Origin of the sequence: Acidisoma cellulosilyticum (assembly GCF_020621385.1) — a bacterium.
Classification (GTDB): domain Bacteria; phylum Pseudomonadota; class Alphaproteobacteria; order Acetobacterales; family Acetobacteraceae; genus Acidisoma; species Acidisoma cellulosilyticum.
The window spans coordinates 778,202-795,938 of record NZ_JAESVA010000001.1; the positions used below are offsets into that span (position 1 = coordinate 778,202).

Consider the following 17,737-nt stretch of genomic DNA (forward strand, 5'->3'; position numbering starts at 1 on the left):
CCGATGAAGTTCACCGCACCTGCCTCGCCGCGTCTGGTCCTGGCCCTCGGGCTTGCCGCCGTCTGCGGCTTGGGCCCGGTTCGCGTCATCACCGCGGCCCATGCCCAAACCACGCCAGCACCAGCCGCCGCGACCGCGCCCGCCGCCGCCAGCCCGACCACGCCGGCCGAGGTTCCTGCCCCGTCGAAAACCTCTCCCACCGCCAGCGCCACCGGCGCAGCCCATCGCCACGGCAGTCAGGCGCTGAACACCTACCTGACGGCGCTCCATCAGGACCTGAAGATCACGGCGGACCAGGAAACCCAATGGACGGCCTTCGCGGATAGCATGCGCGATAACGCGGCCACGTTGGGGCAAGCCTATCGCACCCGGCGTCAGCAATTGCCGACCATGGACGCGACCCAGGACCTCAGCTCCTTCATTCAGGTCGAACAGCTGCGGCTGGACGGGCTGAAGAAAAGCTCGGATGCCTTCTCTGCCCTCTATGCCGTGATGCCGGCCGAGCAGAAAAAGGTCGCGGATGCGGTCTTCCTGTCCGATCTGCCGGGCGGTCCGCGCCATAAGGCGCCAGCCAAGGGCAAGACGACGCCCTGACACCAGCCGTCGCCTGCCTGCAGGGCGCGGGGCTGACCCTACTCAGTGGCAACTGGCAATCTCGCAGTTGCCATAAGCCTTCGCGCCCTTTATAGGCGACCGCTTCCGCGCTTCCGGTCGTATCGGCGGCGCCGACTGGAACGGAAGCCATGAAAGCCAATATTCATCCCGACTACCACGAGATCAACATCATCATGACCGATGGGACCGAGTATAAGACTCGTTCATGCATGGGGTCTGCTGGTGACACGCTGCGCCTGGACATCGATCCGAAGTCGCATCCGGCCTGGACGGGCCAGCAGCGCATCATCGATACCGGCGGCCAGATCGCGAAGTTCAACAAGAAATTCGCCAGCATCGGCGTCCGCAAGGGCTGATTTCGCTAGTTTCTAGCGTCTGACGATTTTTTGAGAGCCGCTTCTTGAACGAGAAGCGGCTCTTTCTATTTCTAGATCATCGAGGCGCCCCTGTGGGCCTTGATACTAAAGGGACCGGCCAATCGGCGGTCCAGGCAGCATGACCTTGCTTTATCAGGAGGTTTTATAATGACCCGTGATTTCACGCCCTTATTCCGTACTGCGATCGGCTTTGACCGCCTTGCCCAGATGGTCGAAGGCTTGCAGGACACATCCCCCACAACCTTCCCGCCCTATAATATCGAGAAGACCGGCGACGAGAGCTATCGCGTCTCGGTCGCCGTTGCCGGTTTCGCGCCGGACGATCTTGATGTCACCGTGCGCGACAATACGCTTCTCGTCTCCGGCCGCGTGCAGCCGGCACAAGGTGAAAAGGTCGCGACCCTCTATCGCGGCATTGCCGGGCGGTCCTTCGAGCGTCGTTTCGCGCTCGCCGACCATATCGTGGTCGAAGGTGCCAATCTCGATAACGGGCTTCTGCATATCGCCCTGAAACGAGTCGTGCCCGAAGCGCTGAAGCCGCGCCGCATCGGTATTTCGACCGGCGCCACGCAGAAGGTGATCTCGGCCGACTTGCCTGCGGCCGAGCAGCCGGCCCAGGCAGCGTAACGACACGGCGCTGACACTGACGATTGGAAAAGGGCCGGGCAACCGGCCCTTTTTCATGTCCGGGCAAAAACGGCCCTTCCGCCCTCACGCGACCTTGACCCGTTTCGCTTCGCCTCCACCTCATAAGCGACTGGATAGGCATCGACCATCGCCGCCGGACGAGGTTAAGGAAGAGCTCGGCGAAGGAGGGTCGGAGTCTGGTTTTTCACCTACGAATCCGCCGGCTGCCCGCCGTGCCGCCAACCGTCTGGCTGGCCTCCGCCGTTATCGGCTTGTCGCTTGCGTCACCGACGCGGGCTGCCGACCCGCAGCCTTACGCCGTCACCTTCAAGCCCTCCGGCGACAAGGCGATGGACAAGCTGGTGTCCCAGACGTCCAATCTCGTCGCACTGCGCACCAAGGCGCCAGCCGGCCCCTTCGCGCTGGTGCTGCGCGCGCGCGGCGATGTGACGCGACTTGAGACCGTGCTCAACAGCGCAGGCTATTATGATGGCGCCGTCACCATCACGATCGACGGCAAATCGCTCGACGATCCCAATCTGCCGCAAGCGATCAACGGCTACGGCGGTGCGACGCCGATCCCGATCGTCGTCACACTGACGCGCGGGCCGCTATTCCATCTCGGCCGCGTCGATGTGAAGGGCGACGTACCGCCGGCGGCGATGAAAGTCTTTCACCTGAAAACCGGCGACCCGGCGCAGGCCGCGAATGTCATCGCGGCGGGCGCCGACCTGCAAAGCGAATTGCAGAACGAGGGCTATGCCTTCGCCAAGGTCGCGACGCCGGCGGCCTATGAGAATCCGGGCAAGCATACGATCGACGTCACGTACAAGGTCACCCCGGGCCCACGCGTTGATATCGGCCCGATCAATATCGCCGGCCTGAAGAATGTCCATCCGGGCTTCGTGCGGCGGGAACTGACGGTCAAGGACGGCCAGCTATACAATGCCGGCGATATCGAGACGGCGCGGCAGAACCTCGCGGGGCTCGGCGTCTTCTCCTCCGTCCAGGCCGTGCCAGCGACGGCGGTGGGGCCTGACGGGCGGCTGCCCATCACCTTCGTCATGCGCGAAGGTCCGCCGCGCACGGTCAGTTTCACGGCCGGCTACGCGACCGATACCGGTGGCGTGCTGGGCGCCAGCTGGACGCATCACAACCTGTTCGGCAATGGCGAGACGCTGCTGCTGAGCGCCCAGGCGACAGGCCTCGGCGGGTCCAGCACCACCGGGCTCGGCTATAATATCGGTGCCACCTATACGCTGCCCGCGTTCTTCCGGCGCGACCAGCAGCTGAGCTTCAACATCAGCGCCTTCAAGACAAACTACACGGCCTATCAAGAGACGGGCGAGACCCTCGGCACCACCTTCACCCGCCAGCTCGACAAGAATTGGAGCCTGTCGGCCGGCCTGTCCGGCACGACGGAGGAAGTGGAACAGGAGGGGGCGAGCAATCACTATCTTCTCGTCCAGCTGCCGCTGACGCTGAAATACGACAGCACCAACTCGCTGTTCGACCCGACCAAGGGTGTGCGCGCGACGGCCAGCATCACGCCGAGCGAATCGCTGCTCTCGCCCTCCGCCTTCTTCACGAGCATGCAGCTTTCGGCCTCGACCTATCTCGACCTCTCCGGAAAAGGTCGCAGCGTCATCGCGCTGCGCGGATTGGTGGGGACGGTGCAAGGTGCCTCCACCTTCCAGCTGCCACCTGACCAGCGCTTCTATGCCGGCGGCAGCAACACGATCCGCGGCTACGAATATCAGTCGGTCGGGCCGCAATTCGCCGACGGCAATCCGATCGGTGGCACCTCGATCGATGCCGGCACCGTCGAATACCGCCAGCGCTTCGGCAAAAGCTTCGGCACCGCGCTTTTCGTCGATGCCGGTCAGGTCGGCGCGACCTCGGCCCCCTTCCAGGGCGGCATCAAGGTCGGTGCCGGTATCGGGCTGCGCTATTACACGCCGATCGGGCCCATCCGTGTCGATTTCGCGGTGCCTGTCGTCCATCAGGACAATAGCGGCAATTTCCAGATCTATATCGGCATCGGGCAGGCCTTCTGATGCGCATCGTAAAGCGCATCGCCAAATGGCTAGGCATCGCCATCGGCGTCCTGCTGCTGCTCGTCCTGATCATCATCGGCGGCGTCATCGGCGCGCTGAACACCCTGGCCGGCCAGCGCTATGTCGAAAACCTCGCCAATACATACGGCGGCGGAACCTTCCGCATCGAAGGTCTTAGCGGCACCGTGCCGACCGACCTGCATGTGGCTCATCTGCTGCTCCTCGATCATGACGGCACCTGGGGCGAGCTCTCCGGCGTCGCGCTGACGCTGCAGGCGACGCCGCTGATCCATCGCACCCTCGTCATCGACGCGGTTCATGCCAACAGTATCTCTCTCCTGCGGCCGCCGGTGGCAGCGCCCAACGCCAAACCGGCACCGCCCTCGACCGCACCGATCTCGGCCTCCATCCCGCCGCTGCCGATCAAGGTCTATCTCAAGGACCTCAGCATCCCGAAGGTCAGCATCGCCAAGGCCTTCACCGGCAAGGCCGCGATCGATGTCAGCATCAGTGGTCATGCGCAGGTGACCGGTGAGAATGCCGGCAACGCGCATTTGGCGATCGCCGATCTGGACGGTGCCGGCCGTTATGGCGCCGATGTTGCGCTCGACGGAAAGACGCTGACGGCCAGTCTTGCCGTCGATGAACCGGCGCATGGCATGATCTCGCGCGTCGCCGGCCTGCCCGACCTTGGCGCGCTGCATCTGGCCGCCAAGCTGGACGGTCCGCAGAATGCGGCCCCGCTGACGCTTTCTCTCTCGGCCGGCGAGCTGACGGCTAAGATCGACGGCACCGTGGATATTCCGGGTGAGGCAGCGGATCTCGCCATCAAAGCCCATGCCCCGGCCATGAGCCCTGCGCCCGGCCTGCACTGGCAAAGCGTCGATATCGCGCTGAAGACCAGCGGTCCCTTCACCAAGCCGAACGCAACCGGTCATGTCAGCCTTCAGGGCCTGGCCGCGCAAGGCATCGCGCTCAAATCGCTCGACGCCGATCTGCAGGGCAATCTCGGCGCCGTCGCGCTGAAAGCGAGCCTCGCCGGCCTCGTCGTGCCTGGCCTGCCGGCAAGCCTGCTGGGCGATACGCCGATCGCCATCACAGCCGGCGCGCGGCTGGACCAGCCGGATGAACCTGTCCAAGTCACCATCGACCATCCGATCGCGCATCTGGCGCTGACCGGCCATCTGAAACCGGCGATGGCGGCCGATGTCACGCTCGACCTGCCCAATCTCACGCCGCTGGCAGCCCTCGGGCAGCAGGATATAGCGGGCAGCGCCCATATCACCGCGCATGCGACGCGCAATGCCGATGGCACCGACACCCAGGCGACGGTCGCGGCCGATATTGCCCTGACCCGCGCTCTGCCCCAGGCCATGGCACTGACCGGCGGCAAGGTTCATCTCGCCCTTGCCGCCGATATGGCCGGGCAGACGGTCAAGCTCTCCAACCTGACCCTGCATGGCGCGCATATCGATCTCGGTGCGAAGGGCAGCCTGGAACAAGCAAGCCAGACGGTGGCGCTCGACTGGCAATTGGCCCTCAGCCGGCTCGCCGATATCGCGCCCCAGGTGACGGGGGCCTTGGCCATGACCGGTCATGCCGCCGGTACCTTCAAGAACCTCGCGCTCCAGACGGAGGTGAAGGGAACGGTCGGCACCACCCAGGGCGGTAAAGCGGTCGAGCAACTGTCCGGCCCGATCGATCTGAAGGTCGATGCGACCGGCCTGCCGAATGCGCCGAAGGCCGATATCACGCTGACCGGCAAGCCGGCGGGCTCGGCCGCCGACATCGCGATCGAGGCCGCCCGCAGCGCCGATGGTGCGATCACCGCCAGGATCGACCGCATGAGTTGGAAAAGCCTGTCCGGCCAGGGGTCCGTCGCACTTGCCAATGGGGCGAAACTGCCGACCGGCAGCATCGCGATCGACCTCAAGCGCCTCGCCGATTTCCGCTTCCTGATCGCTGCCCCGCTCTCGGGCAGTCTGGCGCTGAAGCTGGACGCGCCACCGCAGAAGGCCGCCCATCTGGTGCTGCAAGGCCGCAGCCTCGCCTTCGGCACCAACCGGGTCGCGGCGGTGGACCTGACCGGTGACGTCACCAACCCGACGACGGCGCCTGATATCAATGCGCGGGTGACGCTTGGCGGCATCGATGCCGCGAGTGTACGCGGCAATGCGACCGTCACGGCCAAAGGCCTGCTTTCGGCCCTGGTGCTCACGCTCGACGCCAAACTGCCTGATCTGCAGGGTGCGCCGGCCAGCGCGCAAACCCGCGCGACGCTGGACCTTACGCATCGGCGCGTGGCGCTCGCCGCGCTCACCGCCGCCTGGCATGGCGAGACGCTGCGGCTGCTCGGCCCGGCGCATATCGATTTCGGCAAAAGCATGGGTGTAGACCGGCTGCGGATTTCGCTCGGCACGGCAACTATCGACGCTGCCGGCACCGTCAGCCCACGCCTGAACCTGCATGTGGCCCTGGCCAATGTGACGCCGGCGCTGATCAAACCCTTTGCGCCGACATTGCAGGTCGCGGGGCGGATCGACGCTGACGCCCGCCTGTCCGGCACCATGGCCGCGCCCGGCGGCACGGTGACGCTGCAAGGCCGTGGCCTGCGTGAAACCTCAGGGCCGGCGGCGTCCCTGCCGCCCGCGACGATCGACGCCAAGGCCAATCTTGCCGGACGGTCCGCACGCGTGCAGGTGCAGGTGGCGGCGGGATCGGCCAGTCATATCACTCTCTCCGGCACAGCGCCGCTGTCGATGACGGGCGAACTGAACCTGGGCATCAACGGGCCGCTTGATCTCGCCCTCATCAATCCGATCATGGAAGCATCGGGCCAGCAGGTGGCAGGAAAGCTCAACCTGGCCCTGCGCGCCTCGGGCAGCGCGAAAGCGCCGCAGATCGCGGGGTCTATCACGCTGGCGGGCGGCCGTTTCCAGGATTTCAGCCAAGGGCTGACGCTCTCTGCCATCACGGCCCATATCAGGGCCCAGGGTGAGCAGCTGATCATCGACAGTTTCTCGGCTCAGGCCGGCAGCGGCAAGATCGGCATCAGCGGCTCGGTCGGCGCACTGGCACCCACGATCCCGCTCAACCTGACCGTCACAGCCGAGAATGCGGATCCGATTCAAAGCGACCTGCTGACCGCGCATTTCGATACGCAGATCCATGTCTCGGGCGCGGTGACGAGCGGTATGAATGCGGCCGGCACCATTCGCATCCGCCGGGCGGATATCAATATCCCGAGCAACCTGCCGCCCAGCGTGGCCGTGCTGCATGTCATCCGTCCGGGCGACAAGCCGGCGCCGCCCGCCGGCCCTGGGCTGCCGATCAATCTTGACCTGACGCTGATCGCCCCGCGCGCGGTCTTCATCCGCGGCGACGGGCTGGAGGCCGAACTCGGCGGCCGACTGCATCTCGGCGGCTCGCTCGCGGCGCTGAAGCCCTCCGGCCATTTCGATATGATCCGGGGTCAATTCTCCCTGCTGACGACGACGCTCAATTTCACGACCGGGCAGGTTGGTTTCGACGGCGGCGACATCACCGATCCTTCGATCGATTTCGAGGCGGTCACGGATAGCGGCAACTACACCTGCACCCTGGCCGTGACGGGCTATGCGAGCGCGCCCAAGATCACCCTCAGCGCGAACCCGAGCCTGCCACAGGACGAAATCCTGTCGCAGATCCTGTTCAAGACGAGCACAACGAGTTTGAGCCCGTTTCAGCTGGCCGAGATCGCCTCGGCGCTCGCCTCGATCGCCGGTGTGAATACCGGTGGCACCGCCGGCATTCTAGGCAGCGTGCGCAAGGGTCTGGGGCTCGATCAGCTGTCCATCGGCAGCGGCATGGGCAATCCGACCGGCGCCACCAGCACGACACAGACGAAGAACCAAAGCGCACCGACCCTGCAGGCGGGACGCTATGTCGCACCGGGCGTCTATGTCGGTGCCGCGCAGGGCACCAGCGGCGGGTCGAACAGCACGGCCGCCCAGGTGCAGATCGACATCGCCCGCGGGTTGAAACTGCAGACCCAGGTCGGTGGCGACAGCAACGGCGTCGGCGTGACCTATCAGTTCAATTACTGAGACGGGATTCGGCCGGGAACCGTCCTCAAACGAAAAACCCCCGGGCCGAAGCCCGAGGGTTTTTTGAAGCAATTCTGATGACAGCCCTCGAAAGAGGTTTGCCGCCGATTTCGCTTAGTTCGTGCCGGTCGTCTTCAGGTGGGTAGCGCTCGGCCCCTTCTTGGTGCCGCCACGGACGTAATCGTAATGCTTGCCATAGGCCTTCTTGTGGGCGCGCTTATGGGTCTTGCCGTGGGCCGTCTTGTCGATGGACGGACCGCCCGTCGGCACCGAATTGGTACCCTGACCCGACTGCCCGACCGGATTGGTGGTGGTGATGGAGGCCTTCGGGTTCGGCGGCGGCACAGAGCTGTTGGAAGCCTGGGCCAGGGCAGCCGCGGGAGCCAGGGCTAGACCCAGAACGATGGCGAGGGAGGGTTTAAGGATACGCATCAATAACATTCCTGTTGAAATGGAGGACATGCGGTCTGGTTCGGCTCTACCGTGGAAGAGGGTGTCTCCCTGGTCAGGCATATCGCCTATATTCTCGTAACAACTCAAGGGATTTTGAGCATCAGTTGTCTACTTAAATCATGATCTTACAGCAGACACAGTTCCCGCAGTGCAAGACGGAGCCCCGGCGGCAGATCCGCCCCCGCCTCTCCAGGCTCACCAAGGTCCTGCGGCGCGTCGTTCCGGTTGAGATAGCGCCAGCCCTGAAACGGCTTGGTGGGCCGTGGTTCCACAAGGACGAGGTTCGGGTCGAGCACGAATGCCGTCGCGGCGCTGCCATCCTCATAGGGCGCGGACTCGATATCCAGGACGCGCTGACGAGCCTGCACCATGCCGGCGATAACCCAGTAAATGGAACCGCCGTCCAGAATTTCCTCGCGCCGCTTGGGCCCGTGGCGCGTCCGATGCCGCAATGGCGGGTCGGACAAAGCCCGCTCCCGTTGGGCCGCGCGCAGATGATCGACATCCCGTATGCCGACGCTGAGTTTGATGAGATGGACCATGGCTTGTCCAATTAAGCCAAGCGAACCCGATTCGACACCTGCGGAAGAACCGGTTCAGAACAGCCAAACGCGATCTTGTCATGATGCAAAGCTTGACAGTCTCCCCCCTGCCTCTGCGAAGCTGCATAGGAGGAATAGGAGTCGACAAGCCTCATTGCGCTTGACCCTAAGATTGCGGAACGCGATTGGTCCGATGCCGCCGGTGATTCTGGACGGCTGGACAGGATCTTTCGCCCTATGAGCCTCCCGGAATTCCGCTTGACTGCTGCCTCCGCGACCCTTCCGGCCGCTGACCAAAAACCGCTGCGCCGCCTGCACATGATCACCTGGGGTTGCCAGATGAATGTGTATGACAGCGGGAAGATGGCGGATGTCCTGGCGCCGCTGGGTTACGGCCCGGCCGACGGTCCGGCCGACGCGGATATGGTCATCCTCAATACCTGCCATATCCGGGAACGCGCGACCGACAAGGTCTTCTCCGAATTGGGTCGCCTCCGGGTGATCAAGGAAGCGCGCGCCGCCGACGGCAAGCAGACCATCCTCGCCGTCGCCGGCTGCGTGGCGCAGGCCGAAGGCGCCTTCATCACCGAGCGCGCGCCCTATGTCGATATCGTGCTCGGGCCGCAGACCTATCATCGTCTGCCGGAAATGGTCGCCCGCGCCCACCGCGCCGCCGGCCCGGTGATCGAGACGGATTTTCCGGTCGAGCAGAAATTCGACTTCCTGCCTGAGACAGCGCCAAGCCAGGACCGGGCCGTCACCGCCTTCCTCACCATCCAGGAAGGCTGCGACAAATTCTGTTCCTTCTGCGTCGTGCCCTATACGCGGGGCGCGGAAGCAAGCCGCCCTGCGGCCGCGGTGATCGCGGAAGCAAGACACTTGGTCAGCCTTGGCGCGCGCGAAATCACGCTGCTCGGCCAGAACGTGAACGCCTATCACGGCGCCGGCGCCGATGGGCGCGATTGGGGCCTGGCCCGCCTCGCCTATGCGCTGGCCGACATTCCGGGTCTGGACCGCATCCGCTATACGACCTCGCATCCGAGCGACATGGATGACGCGTTGATCGCGGCGCATGCCGAGATTCCCGCGCTGATGCCCTTCCTGCATCTGCCGGTGCAGTCGGGCTCGGATCGCATCCTCGCCGCCATGAACCGCCGCCACACCGCCGACGCGTATCGCCGGCTGATCGATAAACTCCGCACGACGCGGCCGGATATGGCATTCTCGTCGGACTTCATCATCGGGCATCCGGGGGAGACGACGGCAGATTTCGATGCGACCCTGCAACTGATCCGCGACGTCGGCTTCGCGCAGGCCTATAGTTTCAAATACTCGCCGCGCCCCGGCACGCCGGCGGCCGGCGCCCCCGGTATGGTGGCGGAGGCCGAGAAGGACCGACGCCTGTCGGAATTGCAGATCCTGGTGCGCGAGCAGCAGGATGATTTTAACGCCCGCACCGTGGGATTGGAGATCCCGGTGCTGGTGACCGGCCCTGGCCGCCATGCGGGCCAGATCGGCGGTCGATCTCCTTATCTCCAGGCCGTGCATATGGATGGACCGATCTCCCTCGCAGGGCAGATCGTGCCGGTGAAAGTTGATAGCCTGATGACGAATTCGCTTTCCGCTACCCTTCTCAACGCCTCCCCCAGACAGGAGCGAGCCAGCGCTTGACCCAGATCTCGGCTGACGAACGGTCGAACACCAACGGCTTCGAGGGCAAGGGCGCACCGCCCGCCCCCGGACGATCGGTGACCTTGCAGTTTGGGAACAATGCCTTGTTATCGCAGTTGTTGGGCGACCATGACCGACATCTCATACGCATGGAGCAGGCGCTGGGGATCCGGCTGGCCTGCCGCGGCAACCGTATCGCGATCACCGGCAATGAGGCGGGGGTCGAGACAGCACAGGCGACGCTGAACGGTCTGTATGAGCGGCTGGAACGCGGCCAAAAGCTGTCCAGCAGCGATATCGATGCCGCCATCAAGCTGAACATGCGCGGCGCCGAGCCGCGACTGCCCTTGGCCGATCTGCCGGCCATCCGCACCCGCAAGGGCGCCATTCAACCGCGCAGCCAGGCTCAGGCCGGCTATATGGAAATGCTGGCCCGCAACGAGATGGTCTTCGGCGTCGGCCCGGCCGGCACCGGCAAGACCTATCTGGCCGTGGCCCAGGCCGTCGCCATGCTGCAGACCGGTCAGGTCGATCGCATCATCCTCTCCCGCCCCGCGGTCGAGGCTGGCGAGCGTCTGGGCTTTCTGCCCGGCGACATGAAGGAGAAGGTCGATCCCTATCTGCGCCCGCTTTACGACGCTTTGAACGACATGATGCCGGGCGATCAGCTTGCCCGGCGCATGGCGGCCGGCGAGATTGAGGTGGCGCCCCTCGCCTTCATGCGCGGACGCACCCTCTCCCATGCTTTTGCCATTCTGGACGAGGCGCAGAATACCACGTCCATGCAGATGAAGATGTTCCTGACCCGTATGGGCGAAGGAACCCGGATGGTGATTACCGGAGACCCGACGCAGGTGGACCTTCCACCCGGCGTCAGTTCCGGCCTTGTCGACGCGCTGACGACCATCGAGGGCGTTCAGGGCATCGGCGTCACCCGATTCGGACAACAGGATGTCGTGCGTCACCCGCTGGTGGCACGCATCGTCGCAGCCTATGACCAGCGAGCAACGGCCGAGCGGGACGTCGTGCGAGATGCACGGCGCCACCGGCCCCGTGAGAGTGAAAGTGGAACCTCCAAGTAGTTACAAGGCACCCGCCGCCGACCCTGTGATCATCGTCGAAGATCAGGGCTGGCGTCGGTTCGTGCCACGCCTGGAGGAGCGGGTTCTCCGCTCCATCCGGGTTGCCCAAACCACCGTCCCCGACGTGGTGGTGGATACCGTTGTCCTCACCGATGACCGGACCGTCCGCCAGCTGAACGCGCGGCATCGCGGCCGCAACAAGCCGACCAATGTGCTGACCTTCGAGCCTGCGGGTTTCGGCGTGGGCGGCGAATTGGTGCTGGCACTGGGCGTCGTGCGCCGTGAAGCGGCGGCCGAGCGCAAGACCATGGCGCAGCATATGGCGCATCTGCTGGTCCATGGCGTGCTGCATCTGGACGGTGAGGATCATCACCATCCCGGCGATGCGCGCCGCATGGAAATGGCGGAAAGCCGCATCCTCAGCCAACTCCGCGTGCCCAACCCCTGGAGGGCGGCGCGATGAGCAGCCATAACGAATCCTTCTTCAGCCGCATCCTGTCGATTCTCGGCCGTCGGGGAAACGACCAGACCCTGCGCCAGTCGATCGCCGATCTGGTGGAGGAGGCCGGAACCAGCCCACAGGCCCAGGGCGATGAGCCGCCGGAGCTTGACCGGCAGGAGCGTCTGCTGATCGGCAATATCCTGCGTCTGCGGGGCACGATGGCCAATGACGTCATGGTGCCCCGCGCCGATATCGTGGCGCTGCGGGTGGACCTGACACTGGACGAGACCTTGCAGCGCTTGCGGGAGGAGCAGCATTCCCGCCTGCCGATCTATCGCAGCGAGCTCGATGACATCGTCGGCATGGTCCATATCAAGGACGTCTTCGCGTATATCGGCCGGGCCGAGGAATTCTCGCTCGAAAAGCTCGTGCGCAAGCCGCTGATGGTCGCGCCCCAGGCACCGGTGCTGGACCTTCTGGTGCAGATGCGCCAGGCCCGAGTCCATATGGCGCTGGTCATCGACGAATATGGCGGCGTCGACGGGCTGGTGACCATCGAGGATCTGGTCGAGACCATCGTCGGCGATATCGACGATGAGCATGACGATATCGAGGCGCCGCTGATGACCGAGCGGCCTGACGGCACGCTGGATATCGCGGCCCGCCTGCCGATCGAGGATTTCGAGGAAAAGGTCGGGCCGGTGCTGACGCCGGAGGAGCGCGCCTCCTCCATCGATACCGTGGGCGGGTTGATCTTCACCCTCGCCGGCCGCGTGCCGGCGGAAAACGAGATCATCACCCACCCGAGTTCGGGGGCCGAGTTCCAGGTGCTGGATGCCGACGCCCGGCATATCCATACGGTGCGGGTCAGGCCGCCGGCACCCAAGACCGAGACGGAAGGCGCCGCAGCCGCGGCGTAGCATAACCGATGCGCCTCGCTTCGCTCCGGGCGCAGCTGCGACCAGGCAACGGCCTTGCCATTGGCCTGGTCATCCTCTCGTCGCTGCTGTACTCGCTCGGTTATGCGCTGAGCAAACAGCTGATCCAGGCGTGGCATTTCAATGCCATGCAATTATTCGTCCTGCGCTCGATCCTGGTGCTTGCGGGAATCTCGGCCATGCCGCTGGTGGGCGCTCGGCCGCCGTCGCTGGCGCGGGTGCTGTCCCCACCCCATCCCTGGCTGCAGCGCCTGACCGCTCTCACCCTCGTCATCTCCGCGGTGCTGGCGACCATCGGCTACGGCTATCTGCCGGTGACGACGGCGACCGCCTTCAGCTTCCTGGCACCTCTGCTCGCAACCGCCATGGCTGCCGTTTTTCTGCGGGAGAAGGTTTCTGTTCAGCGATGGATCGCCATCGCCGTCGGATTCGCGGGTGTCATCGTCATCGTCCATCCTGGCGGACGGAACCAAGGCCAGTCAGCCCATCTGATCGGTATTGTCGCCGCTTTCGGCTCCGCGACGCTCTACGCCATGCAGCAGATGCTGATCCGTCGCGCCCGCGACAGCATGACGACCATGGATGTAATGGCCCAGGCGGCCGTCGTGGGGCTCGTCCTGCTCGTCTGGTTCATGCCCTTCGTCTGGCGACCCGTGCCGACTTCCGCACTTCTGCTGATCGTGGCAGCGGCGGCGACGCAGACAGGCGGGTTGCTGACGATCGCGGCCGCCATCCGCATCGGCCAGATTTCCCAACTCGCACCCTGGCAATATGGCGGCATGGTCTGGGCCATGCTGCTCGACCTCTTCATGTTCGGCCATACGCCCGGACTGGTCGCGCTGATCGGTGCCGCCATGATCGTCGCGGGCGGGCTGCTTTCCCAGTTTCGCCTGCAGGGCTTCTCCCGCCTGGTCCGCATGCGAAGCTAAGGGTCAGGGCCGCCAGGAGCCGTGCGGCAAAGCCTCGTCCCGCTTCGCGGCCGCAAGCGCTGCGATCATCCCGTCAAGGTCGAGGGGAATGCAGTAAGCCGGCTTCGCGCGTTCGAAGCGCCAGCTTTCTGCCAGGCCGCCCGCGTCCAGCGCATCGAAACCGATCTCCGCATGCAGACCGGCAACGACGGCTTTGGCCGCCGCATCCTCCCCCGCGATCGGCAGCGCTCGGCGCGCCCCTGACGGCAGCAGCGACGATCCCGGTTCCAGATCCACGGCCAGAATGGCGTTGAAGGCCTTCACCAGACGGGATTGCGGCAGAAGGGCCGCGATCATGCCACTGGTCGTCGTCCGTTGCTCATCCAGGTCTGCAACCACGCCGTCCCGCTCGGGATAATAATTATTGGCGTCGAGCACGATCTTCCCGGCCAGCGGCAGGTCCGCGAGACTGTCCCGCGCCGCGAAAGGCAGAGCGAGGAAGACAATATCCCCAAAGGCTGCGGCGTCCTCGGCCGTGCCGATGGTGGCACCCGTGCCGCTCGGCACGCTTGTCAGCGTTTTTGGCCCGCGCGCATTGCTGAGCATGACCTGATGCCCTGCCGCAATGGCCCGCCTCGCGAAAGCGCGGGCCAGAAACCCAGCCCCGATACTGCCGATACGCATGTCCTTGTCCTCGCTCTTGGAATGGCGAGAGTTTATTTGCCAACCATTTAGCGATAAATTCTGCTGAAAGAAATTCTTTCCCAATCATGAGTGGGCAATGCTCGATCGGCTGACCAGCATGACCGTCTTCCTGCGCGCCGTGGACCTCGGCTCCTTCGCGGCAGCGGGGGCCGCGCTCGGCCTATCGCCGCAGATGGTCGCGAAGCATGTCGTGGCGCTGGAGGATCGTCTCGGCGCAAGGCTGCTGCAGCGGACGACGCGCAAGCACAGCCTGACCGAAGTCGGCCGCGCCTATGCCGATCGCTGCCGGACGATCCTGGCGGAAGTCGAGGAAGCCGAAACGCTTGCGCAAACCGCTCGCCTGTCCCCGCGCGGCAAGCTGCGCGTCAATGCACCAGTGACCTTCGGCGCGCAGATGCTGACGCCACTCGTCACTCGCTTTCTGCGCCAGCACCCGGAGGTCGAAGTCGAACTGACCCTGACGGACCGGCTGGTCGATCCGATCGAGGATGGGTTCGAGGCGATCATCCGCCTCGGCCCGATCGGGGACAGCCGGTTGATCGCGCGTCCGCTGGCACCTTACCGGCTGATCGCCTGCGCCTCACCCGCCTATCTGGCGGCGCGCGGTACACCGCAAACCCCAGCCGATTTGGCCAGGCACGAATGCCTCGGCTTCGCCTTCTGGACGAGCGGCCTCGGCCGGCAATGGCAGTTCCGGCGGGATGGCCAAAGCTTTGACGTGCCGGTCTCCGGCCGTCTCAAGGTGAATGACTGGAAAGGCCTGCTCGCCGCCGCGCTCGACGGCTTCGGCATCACCCTCGGCCCGGAATCGGCCCTGACACAGGAATTGGCCGAAGGCCGGCTGATCCAGCTGCTGCCGGATTACGAGGGGCCGCTGCGGCCCATGCATCTTCTTTATGCGGCGGACCGGCGGATGACGCCGAAGCTGCGCCTGTTCATCGACGCTGTGATCGCGGAATTCGGCTCTGGCCTGCCCTCCCGCCCCTCTCCCAGCCGCGCGGTTCTGAGTTAGGATGGGGCTTCGGGAATGGTTGGAGCGCCGATGAATTCGATTTTCGTGCAAATCAAATGTGACCTCGGCCAGGCCTATCAGGTGGCGGCACAACTGGCCGATGAGTTCGAAAACGCCTCCCAGATCTACTCGACATCGGGACATTGGGACCTGCTGGTGCAGTTCCGCCTGGAAGACGGGCTCGACCCTGGATTGTTCGTGAACGAGCACCTGCACCGCGTGCCGGGGATTCGCGACACCTATACCATCATGGTCTTCGACGCCTTCACCCCCAGCGGCGGCTAGAGTCTGTCAGGTTTTAATAGATAATTTGTCATCCGCGCACTTGTTGCGCGGACCTACCCACCGCGGCGCCCAGCCGGCCGATTGCTTGCTCCACCGGGTAGATGCGCGGGTCGGGGCCCGCGCACGACAGATTTAGTGGCGTTTCCAACTAAACCTGACGGACTCTAGAGCGGCGTGATCAGCCTTGTCGCCAGATCGACGACGACCGTGTCATCCGGCGTTTTCGCCGTCTCCCCGTCGCTCGCCGGATGATATTCGATGCGGAGCTGCGTCTCCGTCACCACGATGCGCAGATAGCCGTAATTCTGATCGTCATAGCTCTCCAGAATCACCTGATCCTTGTCGCCCTTGGGCATCTGCAGCTTGGTCGGCGCGCGCAGCGGCAACTGCCCCTTGCGCGACAGTTTGGCGACGGCATGGCCGCCATTGCCGGCAATGATATAGGGGATCTGCATAGCCCCATGCAGGCGCGTGAAGCGCTGGTAGTTATGGGCATGCCCTGACAGCACGGCATGCGGCCAGAGCCCGACCTTCTCGCAAATGGCGTCGACCTCCTCCCGCAGCGTGATGCTCCAGCCATGAGTTGTGCCCGCCGTATAGGCCGGGTGGTGATGCGCGATGACGATGGCGCCGGCGAATTTTTCGTGTTTCGCGCGTTTCAGCGCGGCTTCCAGATAGGCGAGCTGGCTGTCGCCAATCTCAGGCCAGGTGCCGTCCTCGGATGATATGACACCCGGGTCTTCCAGCGTGTTGGAATAGAGCACGAAGCAGCGCAGGAAAGGCGCCTCGAAGGTATAAAAGACGCCGGGCTGGATCTGCGCCGTGCGCAGCAATCCGCCCGAATCCGCCGTGCGGTGGAAATCCTCGGCGCAGAAATTATCCAGGAAGGCAGCAAGCGTGGTCGCGTTCGAGCCGGGGACGGTCATGCCGTCATGATTGCCGGCGAGTGCGACGATCGGTGCCGGATAGCCGCGATAGGGGTCGTAGAACTGATCGTAATAATATTCGGCCTCGCCGAAATTATAGATGACGTCGCCCAGATGGAGGAAGAATTTCGGCACGTCCTTCGGCTCTGACTCATTGAAATCGCTGACCATCTTGTCGGCGACCTCGCTCTGGCTTTCCGGTCCGCGCGTGCTGCCGGTGTCGCCCACGGAGTGGAAGACGAGCTGGCCGGATTGCGTGATCATCTTTTCGGCGGCGGCACCGCTGGTGCCGTAGATGTCGGCGAGCGTCAGGCGCGGCTCAACCCCGCCGCGCGGCGCCGGAAAGGCGATGGGCCGCAGCTTATGCGCCTTGTTGAGCTTGTCGATCTTGGCATAGGCGGCGTCATCGGTCGGGTGATGGATGACGAATTCGGTCGGGTCCGCCCCAGGCTGCGGCTGAGCGAAGCTCGGCGACGGCTCATCCGGGCCGGGACCGGCCGCAGGCGGCTCGCCCTCATCACCGCCGTTTCCACCACCCTGGTCGTGCTTGTCCTTGGACTTGCTCTTATGGGCCAAGTTCGCCTCCCCCTTCTTGTCTCCAAAGAGATGGGAGTGCGATCAACGCGGCAGAGAGGCCGCTGCATGACCATGCAATGACAATCGGAGCCGCGTCAGCCTTTGCTGAGGCGTCGCTTATTGGCCGCGACCTTGCGGGCATAGAAGCGGGTGACGGCTTCCGCGCCCTTTTCAGGCGAGCCCGTCATTATCGCACGGGCCATGATGCCCTGCGCGACAGCGGCCGCCGCGATCTTCTCCGTCACCATCAACTGGGATTCGGCCGCGCCGCGCTTACCGCCGCGGGCGATTTTGGCCAGCCGCAGAGACATCACCTGCGGCACCGTCCAGGCGAGGCCGAGCCCCGCCAATCCAGTCGGGTAGCTTTTGCGGCGCGCCATGATCCAACCCCCATTTTGTCCCCCGCGGCATGAAGCCGCGGGCGACACATAGGTGG

The 17,737-nt window shown here is 64.6% G+C and carries 17 protein-coding genes; 12 read left to right on the top strand and 5 right to left on the bottom strand.

Annotated features, from left to right (window positions below; all coding sequences use genetic code 11):
• Positions 1 to 3 precede the first annotated feature (3 nt).
• The 5 genes from ACELLULO517_RS03655 (at position 4) to ACELLULO517_RS03675 (ending at position 7,761) form a co-directional block, all read left to right on the top strand.
• On the top strand, positions 4 to 594 hold the full coding sequence (locus tag ACELLULO517_RS03655) for a Spy/CpxP family protein refolding chaperone (RefSeq protein ID WP_227305907.1): 591 nt from the start codon (positions 4 to 6) through the stop codon (positions 592 to 594).
• 149 nt (positions 595 to 743) lie between these two features.
• Positions 744 to 971, top strand: a complete 228-nt coding sequence (gene rpmE / locus ACELLULO517_RS03660; protein WP_227305908.1) for a 50S ribosomal protein L31 — start codon at positions 744 to 746, stop codon at positions 969 to 971.
• Between the two features lie 168 nt (positions 972 to 1,139).
• Positions 1,140 to 1,619, top strand: coding sequence for an Hsp20 family protein (locus ACELLULO517_RS03665; protein ID WP_264481295.1), 480 nt, complete (start codon positions 1,140 to 1,142; stop codon positions 1,617 to 1,619).
• Positions 1,620 to 1,852: 233 nt separating this feature from the next.
• Entirely contained in the window at positions 1,853 to 3,676 is a 1,824-nt protein-coding gene (locus ACELLULO517_RS03670; protein WP_227305909.1) for an autotransporter assembly complex protein TamA, read from the top strand.
• Positions 3,676 to 7,761 carry a translocation/assembly module TamB domain-containing protein gene (locus tag ACELLULO517_RS03675; protein ID WP_227305910.1) on the top strand — a complete coding sequence of 1,362 codons (4,086 nt, stop codon included), beginning with the start codon at positions 3,676 to 3,678 and terminating at the stop codon, positions 7,759 to 7,761. The genes ACELLULO517_RS03670 and ACELLULO517_RS03675 overlap by 1 nt, the downstream gene beginning before the upstream one ends.
• Before the next feature lie 114 nt (positions 7,762 to 7,875).
• Here ACELLULO517_RS03675 and ACELLULO517_RS03680 read toward each other — a convergent pair whose 3' ends face one another.
• Together ACELLULO517_RS03680 and ACELLULO517_RS03685 are read right to left on the bottom strand one after the other, a co-directional pair.
• Positions 7,876 to 8,193, bottom strand: a complete 318-nt coding sequence (locus tag ACELLULO517_RS03680) for a hypothetical protein (RefSeq protein WP_227305911.1) — start codon at positions 8,191 to 8,193, stop codon at positions 7,876 to 7,878.
• Positions 8,194 to 8,339: 146 nt separating this feature from the next.
• On the bottom strand, positions 8,340 to 8,756 hold the full coding sequence (locus tag ACELLULO517_RS03685) for a DUF1489 family protein (RefSeq protein WP_227305912.1): 417 nt from the start codon (positions 8,754 to 8,756) through the stop codon (positions 8,340 to 8,342).
• A gap of 318 nt (positions 8,757 to 9,074) precedes the next feature.
• On the opposite strand from ACELLULO517_RS03685, the gene miaB reads away from it, so the two are divergent.
• The 5 genes from miaB to ACELLULO517_RS03710 are packed head-to-tail and all read left to right on the top strand — an operon-like array spanning position 9,075 to position 13,818.
• Complete coding sequence (miaB, locus tag ACELLULO517_RS03690) at positions 9,075 to 10,427, top strand: tRNA (N6-isopentenyl adenosine(37)-C2)-methylthiotransferase MiaB (protein WP_227306072.1); 1,353 nt, start codon at positions 9,075 to 9,077, stop codon at positions 10,425 to 10,427.
• A gap of 5 nt (positions 10,428 to 10,432) precedes the next feature.
• A complete protein-coding gene (locus ACELLULO517_RS03695; RefSeq protein WP_406566237.1) occupies positions 10,433 to 11,509 on the top strand; it encodes a PhoH family protein in 1,077 nt (358 codons plus the stop codon).
• Entirely contained in the window at positions 11,493 to 11,972 is a 480-nt protein-coding gene (gene ybeY / locus ACELLULO517_RS03700) for an rRNA maturation RNase YbeY (RefSeq protein WP_227305913.1), read from the top strand. The genes ACELLULO517_RS03695 and ybeY overlap by 17 nt, the downstream gene beginning before the upstream one ends.
• Positions 11,969 to 12,871 (top strand): hemolysin family protein, encoded by a 903-nt coding sequence (locus tag ACELLULO517_RS03705; protein ID WP_227305914.1) that lies wholly within the window; start codon positions 11,969 to 11,971, stop codon positions 12,869 to 12,871. Before ybeY ends, ACELLULO517_RS03705 begins: the two co-directional genes overlap by 4 nt.
• Before the next feature lie 8 nt (positions 12,872 to 12,879).
• The gene (locus tag ACELLULO517_RS03710) at positions 12,880 to 13,818 is read left to right on the top strand and encodes a DMT family transporter (RefSeq protein ID WP_227305915.1); all 939 of its coding nucleotides are present in this window, start codon (positions 12,880 to 12,882) and stop codon (positions 13,816 to 13,818) included.
• Positions 13,819 to 13,821: 3 nt separating this feature from the next.
• Here the strand turns inward: ACELLULO517_RS03710 and ACELLULO517_RS03715 are convergent, their stop codons facing one another.
• A complete protein-coding gene (locus ACELLULO517_RS03715) occupies positions 13,822 to 14,481 on the bottom strand; it encodes an NADPH-dependent F420 reductase (RefSeq protein ID WP_227305916.1) in 660 nt (219 codons plus the stop codon).
• 97 nt (positions 14,482 to 14,578) lie between these two features.
• Between ACELLULO517_RS03715 and ACELLULO517_RS03720 the strand changes: the two genes are divergently transcribed.
• Together ACELLULO517_RS03720 and ACELLULO517_RS03725 are read left to right on the top strand one after the other, a co-directional pair.
• The gene (locus tag ACELLULO517_RS03720; RefSeq protein ID WP_227305917.1) at positions 14,579 to 15,514 is read left to right on the top strand and encodes a LysR family transcriptional regulator; all 936 of its coding nucleotides are present in this window, start codon (positions 14,579 to 14,581) and stop codon (positions 15,512 to 15,514) included.
• 30 nt (positions 15,515 to 15,544) lie between these two features.
• A complete protein-coding gene (locus tag ACELLULO517_RS03725; RefSeq protein ID WP_227305918.1) occupies positions 15,545 to 15,799 on the top strand; it encodes an Lrp/AsnC ligand binding domain-containing protein in 255 nt (84 codons plus the stop codon).
• 164 nt (positions 15,800 to 15,963) lie between these two features.
• Here ACELLULO517_RS03725 and ACELLULO517_RS03730 read toward each other — a convergent pair whose 3' ends face one another.
• Both ACELLULO517_RS03730 and ACELLULO517_RS03735 read right to left on the bottom strand, forming a co-directional pair.
• A complete protein-coding gene (locus ACELLULO517_RS03730) occupies positions 15,964 to 17,301 on the bottom strand; it encodes a metallophosphoesterase family protein (RefSeq protein ID WP_227305919.1) in 1,338 nt (445 codons plus the stop codon).
• Positions 17,302 to 17,396: 95 nt separating this feature from the next.
• Complete coding sequence (locus tag ACELLULO517_RS03735) at positions 17,397 to 17,681, bottom strand: hypothetical protein (protein WP_227305920.1); 285 nt, start codon at positions 17,679 to 17,681, stop codon at positions 17,397 to 17,399.
• Positions 17,682 to 17,737 lie beyond the last annotated feature (56 nt).

What these genes read in the sequence shown, in the direction of transcription:
- ACELLULO517_RS03655 (WP_227305907.1), top strand. Translation starts at nt 4, where the DNA reads ATGAAGTTCACCGCACCTGCCTCGCCGCGTCTGGTCCTGGCCCTCGGG.
- rpmE (WP_227305908.1), top strand. Translation starts at nt 744, where the DNA reads ATGAAAGCCAATATTCATCCCGACTACCACGAGATCAACATCATCATG.
- ACELLULO517_RS03665 (WP_264481295.1), top strand. Translation starts at nt 1,140, where the DNA reads ATGACCCGTGATTTCACGCCCTTATTCCGTACTGCGATCGGCTTTGAC.
- ACELLULO517_RS03675 (WP_227305910.1), top strand. Translation starts at nt 3,676, where the DNA reads ATGCGCATCGTAAAGCGCATCGCCAAATGGCTAGGCATCGCCATCGGC.
- ACELLULO517_RS03680 (WP_227305911.1), bottom strand. Translation starts at nt 8,193, where the DNA reads ATGCGTATCCTTAAACCCTCCCTCGCCATCGTTCTGGGTCTAGCCCTG.
- ACELLULO517_RS03685 (WP_227305912.1), bottom strand. Translation starts at nt 8,756, where the DNA reads ATGGTCCATCTCATCAAACTCAGCGTCGGCATACGGGATGTCGATCAT.
- miaB (WP_227306072.1), top strand. Translation starts at nt 9,075, where the DNA reads ATGATCACCTGGGGTTGCCAGATGAATGTGTATGACAGCGGGAAGATG.
- ACELLULO517_RS03705 (WP_227305914.1), top strand. Translation starts at nt 11,969, where the DNA reads ATGAGCAGCCATAACGAATCCTTCTTCAGCCGCATCCTGTCGATTCTC.
- ACELLULO517_RS03710 (WP_227305915.1), top strand. Translation starts at nt 12,880, where the DNA reads ATGCGCCTCGCTTCGCTCCGGGCGCAGCTGCGACCAGGCAACGGCCTT.
- ACELLULO517_RS03715 (WP_227305916.1), bottom strand. Translation starts at nt 14,481, where the DNA reads ATGCGTATCGGCAGTATCGGGGCTGGGTTTCTGGCCCGCGCTTTCGCG.
- ACELLULO517_RS03720 (WP_227305917.1), top strand. Translation starts at nt 14,579, where the DNA reads ATGCTCGATCGGCTGACCAGCATGACCGTCTTCCTGCGCGCCGTGGAC.
- ACELLULO517_RS03725 (WP_227305918.1), top strand. Translation starts at nt 15,545, where the DNA reads ATGAATTCGATTTTCGTGCAAATCAAATGTGACCTCGGCCAGGCCTAT.
- ACELLULO517_RS03735 (WP_227305920.1), bottom strand. Translation starts at nt 17,681, where the DNA reads ATGGCGCGCCGCAAAAGCTACCCGACTGGATTGGCGGGGCTCGGCCTC.